Below are 16663 nucleotides of genomic sequence, written 5' to 3' on the forward strand. Positions count from 1 at the left end.
GGCGCTGCATGATCGAAATTCTGAACCCCGCCGAGCTGACCCGGGCAAAGGTCACCGGGACCCTGGTGGCAGACATCCTGCACACCCTCAAGGCCCGCAGCACGGTGGGCACCAACCTGCTGGACATCGACAGGTGGGCCAAGGCCATGATCCTCGAGGCCGGGGCCACGTCCTGTTACGTGGACTATGCTCCCTCGTTTGGCCGCGGGCCCTTTGGGCACTACATCTGCACTGCAGTGAACGACGCCGTGCTGCACGGGTTGCCTCACAATTACACCCTTGCCGACGGCGATCTGCTGACCCTTGACCTGGCTGCCATCAAGGATGGGGTCGCGGCTGATTCCGCCATCACCTTCCTGGTGGGCGCGGCCCGCCCGGCAGCCAGCGTTGCCATGATCAACGCCACGGAGCGCGCCCTGGCAGCCGGGATCGCCGTTGCCCGTCCGGGGGCCCGGATCGGCGATTTGTCCCACGCCATCGGCACGGTCCTCACCAACGCCGGCTACCCGGTCAACACGGAGTTCGGCGGCCACGGCATCGGCTCCACGATGCACCAGGACCCCCATATCGCCAACACCGGCCGGCCCGGACGCGGCTACAAACTGCGTCCGGGCCTGCTGCTGGCGCTTGAGCCCTGGGTCATGGCTGACACTGCCCAACTGGTCACGGACCCGGACGGGTGGACCCTGCGCAGCGCCACCGGCTGCCGGACCGCCCACAGTGAGCACACCATTGCCATCACGGCCGACGGAGCCGAGATCCTTACGCTGCCGTCCGCGGCGCGTCAGTAGCGCCCGGGTCTTTCGGGCGGAGTCCGACGGCGGCTGCCGCACCCAGGAGGGCCAGCGCCAAAGCAGCCGCCACGGGGACAATGAACGCCGCTGCATACCCGCTGGTCTGCGCCAGCTGGCCGCCGATGGAGGAGCCCAGGGCCGTGCCGGCCACGATGCCGCTGGCCAGGGCCGTCATAACGGTGCCCAGTCGCCGGGCCGGGGCCACCATGCCGCCCACGGAGAAGACGGTGACCATCACCGGTCCCACGGGAAGGCCCAGGACCAGCAGGACGGCTACCATGGCGCCGAGTGACGTGGGCAGCAGCAGCAGGACGGCGAGCGCGGCCATGGCGAAGGCAGACACCATCCACCGCAGCGGAAGGCTGAACCGGCGCGGCCAGTAGGCCACCGAGAGTGCGGCGGCGGCGGAGCTCAGGCCCATGGCGGCGTACAGCAGGCCGGCCAGCTCCGAGCCGCCGAACCCTGCCGAGAAGGCGCTGAGTGCGGCCTGGGTGGAGCCGAAGAAGGTGCCCATGCAGACCATTGCCACCACCGGCAGGATCACGGCCGGCGGCAGTTTTTTGGCTGCAGGTTCCTGCGCTGCGGAGCCTGATCCTGCGCTGCGGCGGCTGACCGGCACCGAGCGGTGCGTCGGGTGCGAGGCGAACGCCGGGACCAGCGTGATGGTCATGGCCGCGGCGAGGGCAAGCGGCAGCCACGGCGCCAGCAGGCTGGCGAGGATGCCCACCAGGGCAGGCCCCAGGACGAAGGTCACTTCGTCTGCCGTGCTTTCGTACGAGAGTGCCGTGTCAAGGTCGCGGTTGTTATCCGCCGGCACTCCGCGGGAGGCCAGGGCCATCCAGCGGACCCGGGCCAGCGGCCCCACCTGCGGGCAGCTGGCGCCGGCCAGGAACGCCGTCGCCAGGACAAATACGGGGAACCCACCAGCCTGGCCCATGGTGGTGGCGGCGACGATCAGCGACACAACGGCGAGGGTATTGAGGACAGCGGCCACCAGCAGGACAGGGCGTTGGCCGCGCCGGTCTGCCAGCGCACCGAGCATCGGCGCGCCAAGGGCCGAACCGATGCCTACGGCCCCGGCAGCGGTTCCGCCAATGGCGTAGGAGCTGCTGACGGAGGTGACCAGGGTCAGTGTGCCAACCGTGAGCATGGCCAGCGGCAGCCGGGCGAAGAGGCCCAGAGGCAGGAAACTGCGGCCGGCCAGCTGTGGAAGGCGGGCGAAGCGGCCCACCGGGGCAGCGGTGGCGGGGCCGGCCTCAAGGGTGTTGTTGGTTGCAGCGGGAGAAGGTTGTGGCGTCATTTCCGGGCTCGTTTACTCTCTGCGCACCGTCCCTCCTCCCGATGCGCGAAACCCGGTAACTGTTCCAGTATATCGGCGCCGCTACCCGGGCAGGTCCAGGGCGTCGGTAATGCGCAGCGTGGACCCGGTCCTGGTCTTGATGACCTGGAGCTGGGTCCCAATCCGCTGCTTCATCTCCCCCACATGGCTGACCAGGCCTACCACCCTGCCGCCATCCCGCAGGCCTTCCAGAGCGTCCATGACCTGTTCCAGTGACTGCTCGTCGAGGCTGCCAAAACCTTCGTCCACAAAAAGTGTCTCAATTTCCACGCCGCCGGCTTCCTGCTGGACCACGTCCGCCAGCCCGAGGGCCAGCGACAACGAGGCCATAAAGGACTCACCGCCGGACAGGGTGGAGGTGTCCCGGCGGAATCCCGTCCACTGGTCCACAACCTCCAGGCCCAGGCCGGACTTGGCGCCGCGGGCAGCCTTGGCGTCGGTGTGCTGGAGCAGGTACCGGCCATCACTCATGGCCACCAGCCGTTCCGACGCGGCCAGGGCCACCTGTTCCAGCCGGGCGGCCAGGACATAGCTGTTCAGGCTCATGCGGTAAGTATTCTCGCCCCGGCCGGCTGCGGCGTCCGCCAGGCCGGCCAGCATCTGAGCACGCTCGGCGGGCCCCCTGGCCGCCCCCGTCAGTTCAGCGTATTCGGTGCCCATTGCCTGCAGCGCGGCGAGGCAACGCCCGGCCAGACCGGCGGCGAGGTCCGCCTGCCTCGCTTCCTCGCGGGCAGCGGCAGCGGCCCCGCGAAGGGCCAGGAGTCCATCGGTGCCGGCTCCTGGCCCGGCGGCCTGTTCCTCCCGGGCCTGGACCAGGTCCGGGGAGGCAAACAGTTCAGCCACACGCGCGGCTTCGTCCTGCGCGGCCCGGACCTGTGCCTGGAGCGAGGCTGCCTCCGCGCCGGCCAGCAACCGCTCCCGGGCTTCGTCGGGGCTGCTGAATCCTGCCCCCGGCAATGCCTGCTCCAGCTGTTCCGCCGCCTCAGCGGCCGCTGCCCGTGCCCGCTCCAGCCGTTCCTGTCCGTCCAGGGCCTTGGCGAGGACTGCCGCCGATTTTTCCAGGGCCCGCAGGCGCTGCGGCAGGCTCCGATGCCCGTTGCGGAGCTCAAGCAACGCCTGGTCCAGGGTTTCGGTCTGTTCCGCCAGGCCGGCAAGCTCCGTGGCGGCCTGCGCCAGTTCCGCTTCCGTGGCAGCGCGGGCTTTGGCCGTAGCGGCAATGGCATCATCCGTCTTCGCCAGCTCTTCCCGCTTTGTGGCGAGTTCGGCCGCGGCGTCCCTGGCGGCGCGGGCCGCCTCCCGGGCATCGTGTGCGTCCTGGCGTGCCTGCTCCTCCGGGGTGTCGCCACCCTGGCTGACCAGGACGGCGATCTTCTGGTCTGCGTCCGACAGTTCCCTGCTGACCTGCACAAATGCGGCCTCAGCCGCCTCGTGCTCCTGCTGCGCAGCCTCCTCCGCCTGGGCCAGGCCAGGGCCGCCGTGGCCGGAGGCCGCAGGAAGCGGGTGCTCGCCGCTGCCGCAGACAGGACAGGGGCTGCCGGGAAGCAGATGGGCGGCCAACTCGGCGGCGGCGTTGGCCAGCCTTGCTTCGCGCAGATCGAGCCACTCGCGTTTGGTTTCCAACCGGACTTCCCGGGCCTGTTCGTACCGGAGGTGGACAGCTGTACGGCCGGTGAGGGCCGCGGCATGGCGGCGGACCACGTCCAGCAGTTCCCCGGCAGCAGCAGCCTCCTTGCTCAACAACGGTTCGGCCCCGGCGCGCAGCTCAAGGTCCGGCAGGCCCGCCATCAGCGCGCTGCGATCGGCACCCAGCCGGACTTCGCGGCTGTCCAGGTCCGCCAGCGCCTTGCCGGCCAGGTTGTGCCGGCCCGCAAGGGTGGTGTGCCGGGTGCGAAGTTCCCGCAGCCGGTCTTCGTCCGGCACGCGGGCTTCCACCACGGCCAGCAGCGAGCGGAGCCGTCCCAGTTCCGCCGTGGCGCCGGACAGCGGCGCCGTCCCGGAGCGCCCGGCCTGCTCCAGATCCTGCTCCTGGTCCAGCTCCAGCCGGGCCAATTCCGGGTCTTCCGCCGCCGCCAACCGGAGCAGGGTCAGTGCTGATTCGGCTGCTGAGCCTGCACCGGCCACCTTTGCCGCTGCGGAGTCAACACCCTGAAGGTGTGCGGCCAGGACTTCCGCCTGGCGGTGGCGGTCAAGCCGTTCGAGCTGGCTGGCGACCTGCGCGGCAGAGTCGTGCACTGCCTGCGCCCGGACGTCCGCGGCTTCGAGCCTGGCACGCCGGTCCTGGCGGGCTGCTTCCGCTTCCACTTCGGCGGCGCGGGCCGTGCTGGCCGTACCCGCCGCCGAAGCGGCCTTCGTCAGCTCGCCGAGCCGGTCTTCAACAGCGTCGGTGAGCCATTCCAGCCGCTCAGCAGTCTGGGCGGCCGGGGCATCCTCAGTGGCCAACTCCAGGGCCGCGGCCTCCGATTCGGCGCGGCCAAACAAGACGCCCAGCCGGGCTGTCAGCGCGGCCACACTTTCCTTGGCGGCCTGGGCCTGGCGGGACAGTTCCTGTTCCAGGGATTCGAAGCGCTGGGTGCCAAACAGTTTCTGCAGCAGTTCCAGCCGGTCCGACGCCTTGGAACGGAGGAACGCGGCGAAATCGCCCTGCGGCAGCATCACCACCCGGGTGAACTGCTCACGGTCCATCCCCAGCAGGGCCAGAATCTCGGCGCCTGCTTCATCATTGCGGGCGGACTTTTCCTGCCAGGCGCCGCCCACCCGCTCGCGCAGGAGGGTCTTGGCCTGCTGGGTGGTGAAGCCGTTTTTGCCGCGGGCGCTGGGTTTGTCCCAGGCCGGTGACCTGGTCACTTCGAACCGCCGGCCCTGTGCGGAAAACTCGCAGGTGACAGCAGGTTCCTGGCCTGGCTCCGCATGGTCGCTGCGGAGCCGCTTGCCGTCCTGCCGGGCACCCGGAACAGAGCCGTACAGGGCGAAGCAGATGGCATCCAGGACGCTGGTCTTGCCGGCACCCGTGGGGCCGTTGAGCAGGAACAGGCCATGCGCGCTGAGCCGGTCGAAGTCGATGTCCTCCGTGCCGGCGAACGGCCCGAACGCTGAAATCCGAAGTGCGTGGATCCTCATCGGGACACCTCCTGCAGGCGCACGTTCTCGATCGCTCCGGCCAGTGCTACGGTTTCGTCCGGATCAGGTTCGCGGCCACGCACGTGGTCCAGGAATCCGCAGCAGACGGCGAGGTCGTCCGGTGCGCCGGCCAGCCTGCTGCTGTAGGTGGCGGTGCTTGCCGCTGTGGCCCCGTCCGGGTCGAAGCCCAGGACCAGGGTGTCCGGGAACCGTTGCCGCAGCTGTTCCATGGCCCGGGCGGGACGCTGCGGATCCGTGAGGGTGACCTGGCAGTAGGCGGTCTCCGCCCACGCGTGGTCCGGAGAGGCCAGAAGTTCAGCCAAATGGCCGCGGAGAACAGCGAGCTCCCGGGGCGCTTCCCAGTGGATTTCCTGGACAGCGGTGACGCCCCCTGCTTCGATGTCCACCAGCCAGCCGCCCTTACGGTGTCCCGCTTCCGAGAAGGAATACGCCAGCGGGGAGCCGGAGTACCTCACCTGGGGCGACAGCTGCTGCCTGCCATGCAGGTGGCCCAGTGCGGTGTAGCTGAAGCCGTCAAACAGATCCAGCGGGACGGCCCCCACGCCGCCTATGCTGAGGTCCCGCTCGCTGTCGGAACTGATGCCGCCGCTGGCGAAGGTGTGCGCCAGGACCACCGAGTGGACGGTACCGGGACGTTCCGCCAGGTCGGCGCGGATGAGCCCGGTGGCGGCCTGTGTCACTTCGAAATGGCTGGCCGGAACGCCCAGCTGATCCGCGACGAGCCGTGGTTCCAGCCAGGGAATGCCGTAAATGGCCAGCTGGGCGGCGGCCCCGTCAGGGTCCTCCCCGAGCGGCAGGAGCAGCGGCTGGGCCAGGTGTTCCACCCGGGTCCGCAGGTGCACTCCCCCGCGTTCCAGGAGCCTGGCGGCAAAGCCCAGCCGGATGGCGGAGTCGTGGTTTCCGCTGGTGAGCACCACCATGGCACCGGCTTCGGTGATCCGCACCAGCGCATCATCCAGGAGCCGGACCACGTCCACGCCCGGCAGCGCGCGGTCGTAGACGTCGCCGGCAATCAGGACCACATCGACGTTGTGACCGCTGACGGCCGCCACCAGCTGGTCAATGAAGTCCCGTTGGGCGTCCAGCATGCCTACGCCGTGAAAGGACCGGCCCAGATGCCAGTCCGAGGTGTGTAATAACCGCATATTTCTACGCTAGCGGCTGGCACCGACAGTTTGCGCACCCGCCGCAGCGGGGCGCATCAGCCGCGCTTTCCGTCAAAGAATTCCCGGGCCTCGTCGGTACTGGCCGAAGGAGTTGCGGCGGCGCCCGCCGGGCCCTGCCGGGAAGGTTCGGATTCCGGCAGGAAACCGTCGACGGCGGACGCGTCGCCGCCGTCGGCAGCGTCCCGGAAGCCGCCGTCGTCCTGGCCGTCAACACCAGACCGGCCCCCTGCCGCGGCGACGTCATCCGCGGTATCAGCTGCGGGGTCGCCGCCGTCGATGGCTGCCACCGGCGTCGAAGCAGCGGCAGAGTCGAAAACGCGGAACAGCAGGCCCGCGATGGTGCCGCCCACCAGTGGCATCAGCAGGAAGACCCAGACCTGCTCAACCGCCCATCCTGGGCTGAAGACCGCCGAAGCAAGGGCGCGGGCGGGGTTGAAGGGAAGGTTGCCCAGAGTCTGGCCCAATTGAAGAAGCGCGGCGAAGGCCAGGCCCACGGCCACCGGGGCGGCCGCCCGGGCGGTGTTGGCACGCGATCCCGCGCCCAGGAACACGGCCACGATGATGATGGAGCCCAGCAGCTCCAAGAGCAGCACGGCACCCAGCGGCGCCTGCACAATCGAGTGCTCGGCAAAGCCGGCGGTCACCGTGGCGAATGCCGTGCGGCTGTCCTGGATGCCGGGAAGCGTACTCAGGACACCGAAGAGGGCAAGCGCGCCAACCAAGGCCCCCGCCAGTTGTGCGGCGACGTACGCTGCCGAGCGGCCGGCGCGGATCCGCCCGGCCAGGAGGTGGCCCACCGTGATGGCCGGGTTGAAGTGACCGCCCGAGACGTGTCCGAAGGCGATCATGGCAGCAGTGATGGCCAGGCCCGCGGCCAAAGCCGAAGGCAGCGGACTGGTCTGCGGAATGCTGAACAGCGGAACGCCCAGGGCCACCACGGTGATGAACAGGCTGCCGAAAGCTTCGGCGGCCAGCCGGGGCAGCAGTCCGCCCTGCTGGGATTCGCCGGCAGCATCCGGCTGACGGGTATCGGACCGGGCAGGGGCAGGCGTGCGCATGGGAAACCTTAAGTCAGGGGTGGATGGCAGTGTTGCCGCTGGCAACCCCAACACTCTTCCAGTCCAGGCTGTGGGTTTGCTGGAGGTGCCCTCAAGCGGGCACTGCCGCGGGCCCGTGGCTCGGGCCGGCCACCCTGCCACGGTAAATTTGCACCATGAGCCTCGAATCCGGCCAGCCCGGCCCCGCCCTGAAGTCCCGCATCCACGGCTGCCTCCTGGGCGGTGCCCTGGGAGACGCGCTGGGCTACGCGGTGGAGTTCGATTCCATGGCAACAATCCGGTCCCGCTTCGGCAACAGCGGCCTGCAGGGCTTCGGTGCCCTCGACCGCCCAGCCCATTTCTCCGATGACACCCAAATGACCCTCTACACCGTGGACGGGCTGGTGGAGGCGCTGGAGTGGGCCAACTCGGGTGTCGGCGCAGACGCCAACGCCTGCCTGTGGCTGTCCTACCTGCGCTGGCTGGCCACGCAGGGTGTCGAGGCCGGCCCCCGGGCGCCTGCACCGCAAGCGCGCTGGATTGATTCAAACGCCGTCCTCCACCAGCAACGCCACCCCGGCAAAGCCTGTCTCTCTGGCCTTGCCACCGGAGAAATGGGCACCTCAATCCGGCCCGTCAACCCGGAGTCGAAAGGGTGCGGCACGGTGATGCGATCGGCACCGTTCGGGCTGATCCCGCACATCACGGCCGACGCCGTCTACAAACTCAGCTCCGACGCCGCCTCCCTCACGCATGGCCACCCTTCTGCCCGGCAAAGCGCCGGGGTGTTCAGCCTCCTGATCCACCACCTTGTGGCCGGCGAAACCCTGGCCGGGGCGGCAGCCACCGTGGCAGCCCATGCAGCCACCGTGAAGGACGTCGCCCCGGAACTGCCGGGGCGCCTCGACGCCGCGCTGCGGCTTGCCGGGCAGGGCGTGGTGGCACCGGAGGAACTGGTGGCGGCACTTGGCGAGGGCTGGGTGGCGGAGGAGGCGTTCGCCGTCGCGCTTTACGCTGTCCTGGCCACAATCCCCACGGACGCCGCGGACAACAGCGAGCCCCGCCCGGTCCGGCATTTCCGGGCCGCCGTCGCCTTGGCGGTCAACCACAGCGGGGACAGCGATTCCACCGGATCCATCGCGGGCAACATCCTGGGCGCGCATTACGGCACGGACTGCCTCCCGGCCGACTGGCTGGAGGCGTTGGAAGCGCCTGAGGTGATCCGCGGAATGGGCGAGCTGCTGGTGAAGGTTACGACCGGCGAAGGCTGATGTTGTTGCAGGCCTCGCACACGTCCGCCGGGATCAGGCCGCGGCGCTGCAGGAACCCGAAAATGACACAGCCGGCGCAGAAGCCCAGGACGGCCTCAAGCGAGGCGGCCACCACCAGCAGTCCCAGCACCGTCCAGGCGGCAGGTGCCGCGCCGGCCAGGAACAGCAGCAGCGCAATGGTGGAGATTGCGGCTCCGAGGCCCTGCGCAAAACGCTTCGGCGGCCCCGGCACCAGCCTGGCCTTCCCCAACCACGGCGTGATGACCTTGACGGAGAGCAGGGCCAACGGCGAAACCCTTGGACCGAAAAGCACCCGGAGCCAGAACCCTGCGGCCAGGGCAAGCAGCCCCCAGACGGAGCCTGTCACCGCCGTGGCCAGGGCAAGGACCACCACCAGTCCCGCCGTCACCCGGGCGGCGTATTCGTTGACTGGATTGGGGAACGCAAAAAGGGAGCTCATGGCCCAAGGCTAGGAGCGGAGTCCCCGGCTTGGAAGCTTTGTTGCGCCGCATGACCGGCAGCGGGATGATCAGGCGCCGGCCGCCGCGAAACTTCCCACCATCTGCAGGAATTCGCCCTCGGACAGCACCTCGATGGCCTGGCCCCGGTCGTGGAGCTCCAGGACGCGTTTGGCTTTGCCCGTGAGCCGGCCGGACCGGAGGTCTGCGGCCACAAAACCGTCGCCCACCACCAGAACGGTGGTGCGGCCCGTTACCCGGCTCTCGGGACGGGCACCAAGTTCCGCGGACCGGATTTTCGCTTCGGGCCGGCCGATGGACAGCGAACCGGTGAACACGATGGTTTGGCCATGCAACGGATGCCCCGGTGCGGCGGCCGGGTTGGGCTCCGGGTTGGCGCCCTCCTCCGGCCAGCCCGACTGGAAGGGCCGGACCAGCGCAGCGCCGTTGCCCGAGGAAAGGGCGGCCAGGCTGGGCTTGGAGAGCGGGTCGATGGCGGGGTCAAACGCCTCCTGCCGGGGCATCACCAGCCCCAGCGACAGGTACAGCTCCGCCACGCTGTTGGCGCCGTTGCGCGCAGCGATGTCGATCAGGATCCCGGCGCAGGCGCGGGCATCCTCGGCGGCGTCGTGGTGGTTCACCAGCGGCACACCGGCTTCCTCCGCGGCGAAAGGCAGCGAGTTGGAGACCAGCGAATAGCACCGCCGCGACAGCATCACCGTGCACACATAGTCGTAGGCCGGGCCGGGAAGGCCGGAGACTTCCAGGGCCGAGCGGATCACGCCGAGGTCAAAGGCCGCGTTGTGGGCGGCCAGCACATCGCCGCCGATGAAGGCGCCGATCTCCGGGAACAGGTCGCCGAACCGCGGCTGCAATGCCACGTCGGCTGAGGTGATGCCGTGGATACGGGTGTTGTGGTACTCAAAGTGGTCGTGGCGCGGGGGCGGGCGCATCAGCCAGGACGCTTCCTCCACCACACGGCCGCCGCGGACCTTGGTCAGCCCCACGGCGCAGGGGGAGCCCCTGAACCCGTTCGCCGTCTCGAAGTCAATCGCCGTAAAATCCAAACCCACGCCCACACTTTACCGCCGGGCCGGGCCGTTTCCGCGTTACCGGGGCGGCCCTGTCACGGATATCACGCGGACGACGGCGGCCGACGGCTTAGGGGGTGGCCTCACCGGACGGCACATGCAGGTCAAGTACCCTTGGAAGGTGAACATCCCTCTCCTGAATGACCTTGCTGTGTCCACGCTGGGCGGTGCAGGACCGGTCCAGCCGCAGCTGGCCTCGTTCCTCCCCGACTGGCTGAACCCCCAGATCTTCCTGGCCGATCCCGCCCTGGCGCCCTGGGTGGTGCTGCTTGTGTGCGGTATCGTTTTCGCCGAAACGGGCCTGCTGGTGGGCTTCTTCCTGCCGGGCGATTCCATGCTGTTCACCGCCGGCCTGCTCGTGGCCACGGATACCATCAAGTTCAACGTGTGGCTGCTGGCCCTGCTGATCATCATTTCGGCGATCATCGGCAACCAGACGGGCTACCTCATCGGCTCCAAGGCCGGGCCCGCCATCTTCAATAAGCCCAACTCGCGGCTCTTCAAGCGTGAGAACGTCGAGAGCGCCCACGCGTTCTTCGAAAAGCATGGCGGCAAAGCACTGATCCTGGCCCGCTTTGTGCCCATCATCCGGACCTTTGTGCCGGTGATCGTGGGTGTGGCGCAGATGGATAAGCGCAAGTTCTTCCTCTACAACGTCATCGGTGCGGTGCTGTGGGGCGGCGGCGTGACGCTGCTGGGCTACCTCCTGGGCGACCGCGTGCCGTGGGTCCGGGACAACCTGGACATCATCTTTATCCTCATCGTGCTGGTCTCGGTCCTGCCCATCGGCGTCGAGGTGCTCCGCGGCCTCTCCGCCAAGCGGCAGGCCAAGGCCTACGGCACGGACCCCGTGGCCGAGTTCATCGAGGAGCACACCCCTGAGGACGAGCACAAAACGCCCCGGGACACCGGCAGCCACCGGCCCGACCAGCGCTGAGTTCTTTAGCGACAAACGCCGAAGGGCGCGCCCACCGCTGACACGGGGGCGCGCCCTTCGGCGTTAAGGCAGGTCAGGAACGTCCGACGGCGTTACTCGCCGGCTTCCTGCAGGGCGGAGATGATGGCCGGCAGCAATGCCCGGAAGGCTTTGCCGCGGTGGCTGATGGCATTCTTCTCCTCGGCAGAGAGCTCGGCGCAGCTCCGGTCGCCGCCCAGCGGCTGCAGGACGGGGTCGTAGCCGAACCCGCCGGCGCCGCGGGGAGCCCGCAGGAGCGTGCCCTCCAGTTGGCCGTATTCCACCTCTTCGCGGCCCGGCTCCTCCGGGGTGCCGGGGACGGCTAGTGCCGCGGCACAGACAAACGCAGCGCCGCGGTGGGCGTCCGGAACGTCGGCGACCTGGTTGAGCAGGAGCTCCAGGTTGGCCTGGTCGTCTCCGTGCCGGCCGGCCCAGCGCGCGGAGAAGATCCCCGGGGCGCCGCCCATCACGTCCACCGCCAGGCCTGAATCGTCCGCGATGGCCACCAGGCCGGTGGCCGCGGCCACAGCGCGTGCTTTAAGGAGCGAATTCTCGGCGAAGGTGACACCGGTTTCCACCACGTCCGGGGCGCCTGCTGCCGCCGCATCCACCACCTGGGTGTCGACGTCGAGCCCGGGCACCTGGCCACGCAGCAACTCCCGGAGTTCACGCAGCTTGCCCGCGTTGTGGGTGGCGAGCACCAACCGGGGAGCGGCCGTCACAGCGTGTCTGCCAGCGTTTCGCGCTGGATGGCGGCGAGCTGCGTGGTGCCCAGGAGGGCCAGGTCCAGCAGTTGGTCCAGCTCGGCGCGGTCGAACGGGGCGCCTTCCGCGGTGCCCTGGACCTCTACGAACTTGCCGGAACCGGTGACCACCACGTTCATGTCGGTTTCGGCGCGGACATCCTCGACGTAGGGCAGGTCCAGCATGGGAACGCCGTCGATGATGCCCACGGAGACGGCGGCGATGGTGTCCACCAGGGGCTGGGCGTTGCGGGCAATCAGCTTGTTGTCGCGGGCGAAGCGGATGGCATCGGCGAGCGCCACGTAGGCGCCGGTGATTGCGGCGGTGCGGGTGCCGCCGTCGGCCTGCAGGACGTCACAGTCCAGCACGATGGTGTTTTCGCCCAATGCCTTGGTGTCGATGATGGAGCGCAGCGAGCGGCCGATCAGGCGGGAGATCTCGTGGGTCCGGCCGCCGATCTTGCCCTTGACGGATTCCCGGTCGGAGCGGGTGTTGGTGGCGCGGGGCAGCATGGCGTACTCGGCGGTGACCCAGCCGCGGCCTTCACCCTTGAGCCAGCGCGGAACGCCTGCGGTCAGCGAAGCGGTGCACAGGACCCTGGTGTTGCCGAACTCGATCAGTGCCGAGCCTTCGGCCTGGTTGGACCAGCCCCGGGTGATGCTGATGGGGCGGAGCTGGTCGGGGGTGCGGCCATCGGCGCGCACTACGGGCACTGCGGTTGCTTCAGAAGTCATGCCTTCAGCTTATCCATTGAAGCCCGGAGGCCGTGCCACCGGAGCCCGGTCAGCCCTGGCCGGGCTCGTGGGTCAGCAGGTCCCCCACAGTGCAATTGAGGACCCCGCACAGCGCAGTGAGGGTGGAGAACCGGATGGCTTTGGCCCTGTCGTTCTTCAGGACGGACAGGTTCACCAGGCTGACGCCCACCAGCCGGCTCAGCTCCGTCAGGCTCATGCCGCGTTCTGCCAGCAGCTCATCGAGCCTGCAGTGGATGGCCGAGTAGTCCTCAGCCGGCATCAGATGAGCCCCTCGGTGTCTTTCTGCAGGCGGCGCCCAAACTGGAAGGCGCCGGCAACCAGGACCAGCACGGTTCCCGCTATCAGTGGCGCGGCATTGAAGTCGCCGGCAAACAGCACATCGCCGGGCCGGCCCGGCGCCCCAATCAACCGGGCTGCGCCGGTGCGGGCGAGGCCGTCCAGGACCTGCGCCACGGAGCCGGCTCCGGCAAGGAGCAGGCCGCAGCCGATGATGATCCAGGACGACGACGGGGTGAACAGGCTCCGGCGCTGCAGCCGGAAGGCGAGCAGGAAGAGCAGCGCCGCAACGGCGAGAAAACTGAGCTGGTTCAAGACTCCTGCCCAGGCCAACTGGGCCGCCTCCGCGGAGGGCAGCACGGGAATGGTGGCTTCGATGGCGCTGAACCGGGCGGTAGCGTCCAGCAACAGTCCCCCGGGCTGCTGGGAAGCGTCGTTCAGGGGCAGGGTGAGGGTCACCGGCCCGGTCAAGGTGGCAACGACGCCGGACACGGTCCAGACTGTGCTGGCCACGGCGGCCAGCGCCGCACCCGCCATGATGGCGAAGGCGTCCACGCGTGATACAAACTGCTTTTGTCCAGCCGACCTGCGCTGCGTTGCCATATTCATGAATCCCCCGGATTATCGATGATCGTTAATAACGAATATCGATAACATACAAGATCCGACTCCGCTGCGCCAGCACCCTTCCGGGCTTTAGACGGTGTAATGCACCCCGGCCACGGCCACCGCCACGTCGCCGCCGAACACGGGCCTGGCCTCGGCCATCACGGTGGTGGGTGAGGTCCAGACCGGAATGTGCGTGAGCAGGAGCCGGCGCGCGCCGGCCGCGGATCCTGCCTCCCCTGCCCGCTTGCCGGTCAAATGGACGTCCTTGATACCGTCGTCGCGCCCTTCCTCGAAGGCCGCTTCGCAAAGGAAAAGGTCGGCATCCCTGGCAGCTTCTTCAAGGCCCGGGCAGGAATCGGTGTCTCCTGAGTAGGTGAGGACACGGGTGACCGGGTTGCCGTCCTTATCCGGCTCCACCACTTCCACGCGCAGGGCGTAGGCCTCCTCCACGGGATGGTTCACGGCGTATGGGGTCACGGTGAAAGGGCCAACAGTCACCGGCTTGCGCTCGGCCCAGTTGGTGAAGTCGAATTCCTCGTGCATCCCGGGGTCCAGGTCCAGCCCGTAGGCGGTGGCCATCCGGTCGGCGGTGGCTGCGGGACCCCAGACCGGGATCCTGCCGCCGTCCCAGCCGCCGGGCTTCCAGCGCACCGCGACGTGCAGCCCGCACAGGTCCATGCAGTGGTCCGGGTGGAGGTGCGTAAGGAAGATCGCGTCAATGTCCTCCAGGTCGGTGTACCGCTGGATGGCGCCCAGGGCGCCGCTGCCCAGGTCCATCACCACCTTCCAGGTCCGGTCACCGTCCGTGGCGGTCAGCAGGTAACAGGACGCCGGCGAGCCGGGGCCGGGAAACGAGCCGGTGCACCCGACAATGGTGAGCTTCACAGGCCAGGCCTCCCGTCACGGGCGGTCCCCGCCAGGCGGCCCCCCACGAAGTTGGAAATCCGCGGACGGTTCCGGGCGCTCTGGGCCGCGGCGATCATCTCAGGGGTGATCCGGGCCAGGCTGCCCGTGGGGTACTGGGCCGCCACGTGGTCCACGTGCCGGACGGACAGCACCTCAGGCCCCAGGAAACGCCGGGCCAGCGACTCGAACTGACCGGCGTCGCCCGTGGCAACAAAGTGGTGTTCGGGCGGCGTGGCGTCGGTGCGCTGCAGGTTGCGGGTGGCCAGGGCCCGGTACACGTCCTTGGCGGTTTCCTCAGCACTTGACACCAGGGTCACGTCGGCCCCCATCACAAAGGAAATGACGCCGGTCAGCAGCGGGTAATGGGTGCAGCCCAGGACCACGGTGTCCACATTGGCTGCCTTCAGCGGAGCCAGGTATTCCTCCGCGATGGCCAGCAGGGCCGGTCCCGTGGTGATGCCTGCTTCCACGTAGCTGACGAACTCGGGGCAGGCCACGGAGGTGATCTCCAGGTCCGGGGCGGCCGCAAAGGTGTCCTCATAAGCGCGGGAGCCCACTGTGGCGGACGTGCCGATCACCCCCACCCGGCCGGTGCGCGTGGCGGCAACCGCCCGGCGGACGGCCGGCTGGATGACTTCGATCACCGGGATGCCGTACTTGGCGGTGTAGCGTTCCCTCGCATCCCGGAGGACGGCGGCCGACGCCGAGTTGCAGGCAATGGTCAGCAGCTTCACACCGGAATCCACCAGTTCGTCCATCACCCCCAGCGCGTTGGCGCGGACTTCGGCGATGGGCAGCGGGCCGTAAGGTCCGTGGGCGGTGTCCCCCACGTAAAGGATGGCTTCATTGGGCAGCTGGTCGATGATGGAGCGGGCAACGGTCAGCCCGCCCACGCCGGAATCAAACACACCGATGGGGCGGGATTCCAGCGCGGCGGCTGGCAGGTCGCTGGCTGCGGACACCGGGCCAGCATCCGCTGGCGGCTCCATGCTCGGGGCTGTTGTCATGATTATTCGAGGATAGGTCTTCCCGGCAGCCTCAGCCATCATGTTGTGCCCTGGAACTCATGTCTGGTAGGTCACAGGACAGCGGGGCCGCCGCGCTCACCTGCGGGTCTCCATGGACGCCAGCATGGCCTGGACCAGGGATTCCTGCAGCCAGGTGGCGAAGTTGTACACCAGCGCCAGGTAGCTTTCCACGTCCTCGGCCTGGGACCAGTCCTGCATCAGGTGCACATGCCCGGCGTCCTCCTCGTCGCGGATGTCCAGCCGCTCGGCCAGGACCAGGCGGACGTCGTTCAAGGCCATGGACCAGTGCCGGGGGCCGTCGCCGGTGAGGACCAGTTCGTCCTTGTCCAGGTCCAGGGCGGCAGCCCGGAGGGCGCCGATCTTGGTTTCCCGGAGTGAACGCTCGGTGAGCTGGCGGAACTCCAGGGACGCGTCGTCGTCATTCTTCATAACGTCCGGTAGCAACCGCAGGACCGCCCGGTCGGAGGGCGCGGCAACGTCCATGTCGAGGCCGATCAGGGCCGCCAGCGGATCCTGCCCTGCCCGCTCCTCGGGTTCAAGCATGGAGATGACGTCATCGATCAGGCTGCGCAGGAGCTCGCGTTCGGCAGGTTCGAGGTAACCGGTGATGCCCTTGATGCCGTATTTGAATGCCTTAGCCACGTTTCCCCTTACCCTGGCCCGAGCCGCCGGACTTGCCGGACTTTCCGCCAGGACCGCCGCTGGCCTTCTCCACCGTGGCCCACAGCCCGAAGCCGTGCATGGCCACTGCGTGCCGTTCCACTTGTTCCTTGCTGCCCGACGCGACGATGGAGCGGCCCTTTTTGTGGACCTCCATCATGAGCTTGTTGGCTTTGGTCCCCGAGTACCCGAAGTAGCTCTGGAAAACGTAGCTGACATAGCTCATGAGGTTCACGGGATCGTTCCAGATCACCAGGTTCCAGGGGATATCCGGGGCCGTCAGGGAGCCTGTGGCCTCCTCTGTTCCGGTCCGGGTGCCCTCCTGGATGTCAGGGCGGGGCGCAACGCTTACAGTCATCCGTCCATTCTATGGGGAGGATGGTCCTCCGCCGGATAGGCCCACAACGGCAAGGCTCCCGCAGCGAGACGTGGGAGCC

Annotated in this window: 17 protein-coding genes; 3 read left to right on the forward strand and 14 right to left on the reverse strand. The window is 68.6% G+C overall.

Annotated features, from left to right (window positions below; all coding sequences use genetic code 11):
- Positions 1-8 precede the first annotated feature (8 nt).
- Positions 9-791, forward strand: coding sequence for a type I methionyl aminopeptidase (gene map, locus ACU18_RS10600; protein WP_050685516.1), 783 nt, complete (start codon positions 9-11; stop codon positions 789-791).
- Here the strand turns inward: map and ACU18_RS10605 are convergent.
- From ACU18_RS10605 to ACU18_RS10620, 4 genes are all read right to left on the reverse strand, one after another.
- Positions 763-2094: an MFS transporter gene (locus ACU18_RS10605; protein WP_050685517.1), complete on the reverse strand. Its 1332-nt coding sequence runs from the start codon at positions 2092-2094 to the stop codon at positions 763-765. The two genes, map and ACU18_RS10605, sit on opposite strands and share 29 nt — an antisense overlap.
- Positions 2095-2175: 81 nt before the next feature.
- Positions 2176-5250: an AAA family ATPase gene (locus ACU18_RS10610; protein WP_050685518.1), complete on the reverse strand. Its 3075-nt coding sequence runs from the start codon at positions 5248-5250 to the stop codon at positions 2176-2178.
- A complete protein-coding gene (locus ACU18_RS10615) occupies positions 5247-6416 on the reverse strand; it encodes an exonuclease SbcCD subunit D (RefSeq protein ID WP_050685519.1) in 1170 nt (389 codons plus the stop codon). Before ACU18_RS10615 ends, ACU18_RS10610 begins: the two co-directional genes overlap by 4 nt.
- A gap of 56 nt (positions 6417-6472) precedes the next feature.
- Positions 6473-7495: an MIP/aquaporin family protein gene (locus tag ACU18_RS10620; RefSeq protein WP_050685520.1), complete on the reverse strand. Its 1023-nt coding sequence runs from the start codon at positions 7493-7495 to the stop codon at positions 6473-6475.
- A 155-nt stretch (positions 7496-7650) separates the two neighbouring features.
- Between ACU18_RS10620 and ACU18_RS10625 the strand changes: the two genes are divergently transcribed.
- Positions 7651-8745 (forward strand): ADP-ribosylglycohydrolase family protein, encoded by a 1095-nt coding sequence (locus ACU18_RS10625; protein WP_050685521.1) that lies wholly within the window; start codon positions 7651-7653, stop codon positions 8743-8745.
- Here the strand turns inward: ACU18_RS10625 and ACU18_RS10630 are convergent.
- Both ACU18_RS10630 and ACU18_RS10635 read right to left on the reverse strand, forming a co-directional pair.
- Positions 8726-9205, reverse strand: a complete 480-nt coding sequence (locus tag ACU18_RS10630) for a DUF4395 domain-containing protein (RefSeq protein ID WP_050685522.1) — start codon at positions 9203-9205, stop codon at positions 8726-8728. The genes ACU18_RS10625 and ACU18_RS10630 overlap by 20 nt on opposite strands.
- A 69-nt stretch (positions 9206-9274) precedes the next feature.
- Positions 9275-10276, reverse strand: a complete 1002-nt coding sequence (locus tag ACU18_RS10635) for an exonuclease domain-containing protein (protein ID WP_050685533.1) — start codon at positions 10274-10276, stop codon at positions 9275-9277.
- 154 nt (positions 10277-10430) lie between these two features.
- Between ACU18_RS10635 and ACU18_RS10640 the strand changes: the two genes are divergently transcribed.
- Positions 10431-11231 carry a DedA family protein gene (locus ACU18_RS10640; protein ID WP_050685534.1) on the forward strand — a complete coding sequence of 267 codons (801 nt, stop codon included), beginning with the start codon at positions 10431-10433 and terminating at the stop codon, positions 11229-11231.
- Positions 11232-11323: 92 nt separating this feature from the next.
- Here ACU18_RS10640 and rdgB read toward each other — a convergent pair whose 3' ends face one another.
- From rdgB to clpS, 8 genes are all read right to left on the reverse strand, one after another.
- Positions 11324-11971, reverse strand: coding sequence for an RdgB/HAM1 family non-canonical purine NTP pyrophosphatase (gene rdgB / locus ACU18_RS10645; RefSeq protein ID WP_050685523.1), 648 nt, complete (start codon positions 11969-11971; stop codon positions 11324-11326).
- Positions 11968-12726, reverse strand: a complete 759-nt coding sequence (gene rph / locus ACU18_RS10650; protein ID WP_050685524.1) for a ribonuclease PH — start codon at positions 12724-12726, stop codon at positions 11968-11970. Before rph ends, rdgB begins: the two co-directional genes overlap by 4 nt.
- 49 nt (positions 12727-12775) lie before the next feature.
- On the reverse strand, positions 12776-13006 hold the full coding sequence (locus ACU18_RS10655) for a helix-turn-helix domain-containing protein (RefSeq protein ID WP_050685525.1): 231 nt from the start codon (positions 13004-13006) through the stop codon (positions 12776-12778).
- A complete protein-coding gene (locus ACU18_RS10660; protein WP_050685526.1) occupies positions 13006-13632 on the reverse strand; it encodes a hypothetical protein in 627 nt (208 codons plus the stop codon). The genes ACU18_RS10655 and ACU18_RS10660 overlap by 1 nt, the downstream gene beginning before the upstream one ends.
- A gap of 87 nt (positions 13633-13719) precedes the next feature.
- Positions 13720-14517 carry an MBL fold metallo-hydrolase gene (locus ACU18_RS10665; RefSeq protein WP_050685527.1) on the reverse strand — a complete coding sequence of 266 codons (798 nt, stop codon included), beginning with the start codon at positions 14515-14517 and terminating at the stop codon, positions 13720-13722.
- Positions 14514-15527 carry a glutamate racemase gene (gene murI / locus ACU18_RS10670; RefSeq protein ID WP_050685528.1) on the reverse strand — a complete coding sequence of 338 codons (1014 nt, stop codon included), beginning with the start codon at positions 15525-15527 and terminating at the stop codon, positions 14514-14516. The genes ACU18_RS10665 and murI overlap by 4 nt, the downstream gene beginning before the upstream one ends.
- 114 nt (positions 15528-15641) lie before the next feature.
- Positions 15642-16208 (reverse strand): DUF2017 domain-containing protein, encoded by a 567-nt coding sequence (locus ACU18_RS10675; protein ID WP_050685529.1) that lies wholly within the window; start codon positions 16206-16208, stop codon positions 15642-15644.
- On the reverse strand, positions 16201-16584 hold the full coding sequence (clpS, locus tag ACU18_RS10680) for an ATP-dependent Clp protease adapter ClpS (protein ID WP_050685530.1): 384 nt from the start codon (positions 16582-16584) through the stop codon (positions 16201-16203). Before clpS ends, ACU18_RS10675 begins: the two co-directional genes overlap by 8 nt.
- Between the last annotated feature and the right edge of the window lie 79 nt (positions 16585-16663).

Origin of the sequence: Arthrobacter sp. ZBG10 (assembly GCF_001238605.1) — a bacterium.
Lineage (GTDB): Bacteria > Actinomycetota > Actinomycetes > Actinomycetales > Micrococcaceae > Arthrobacter.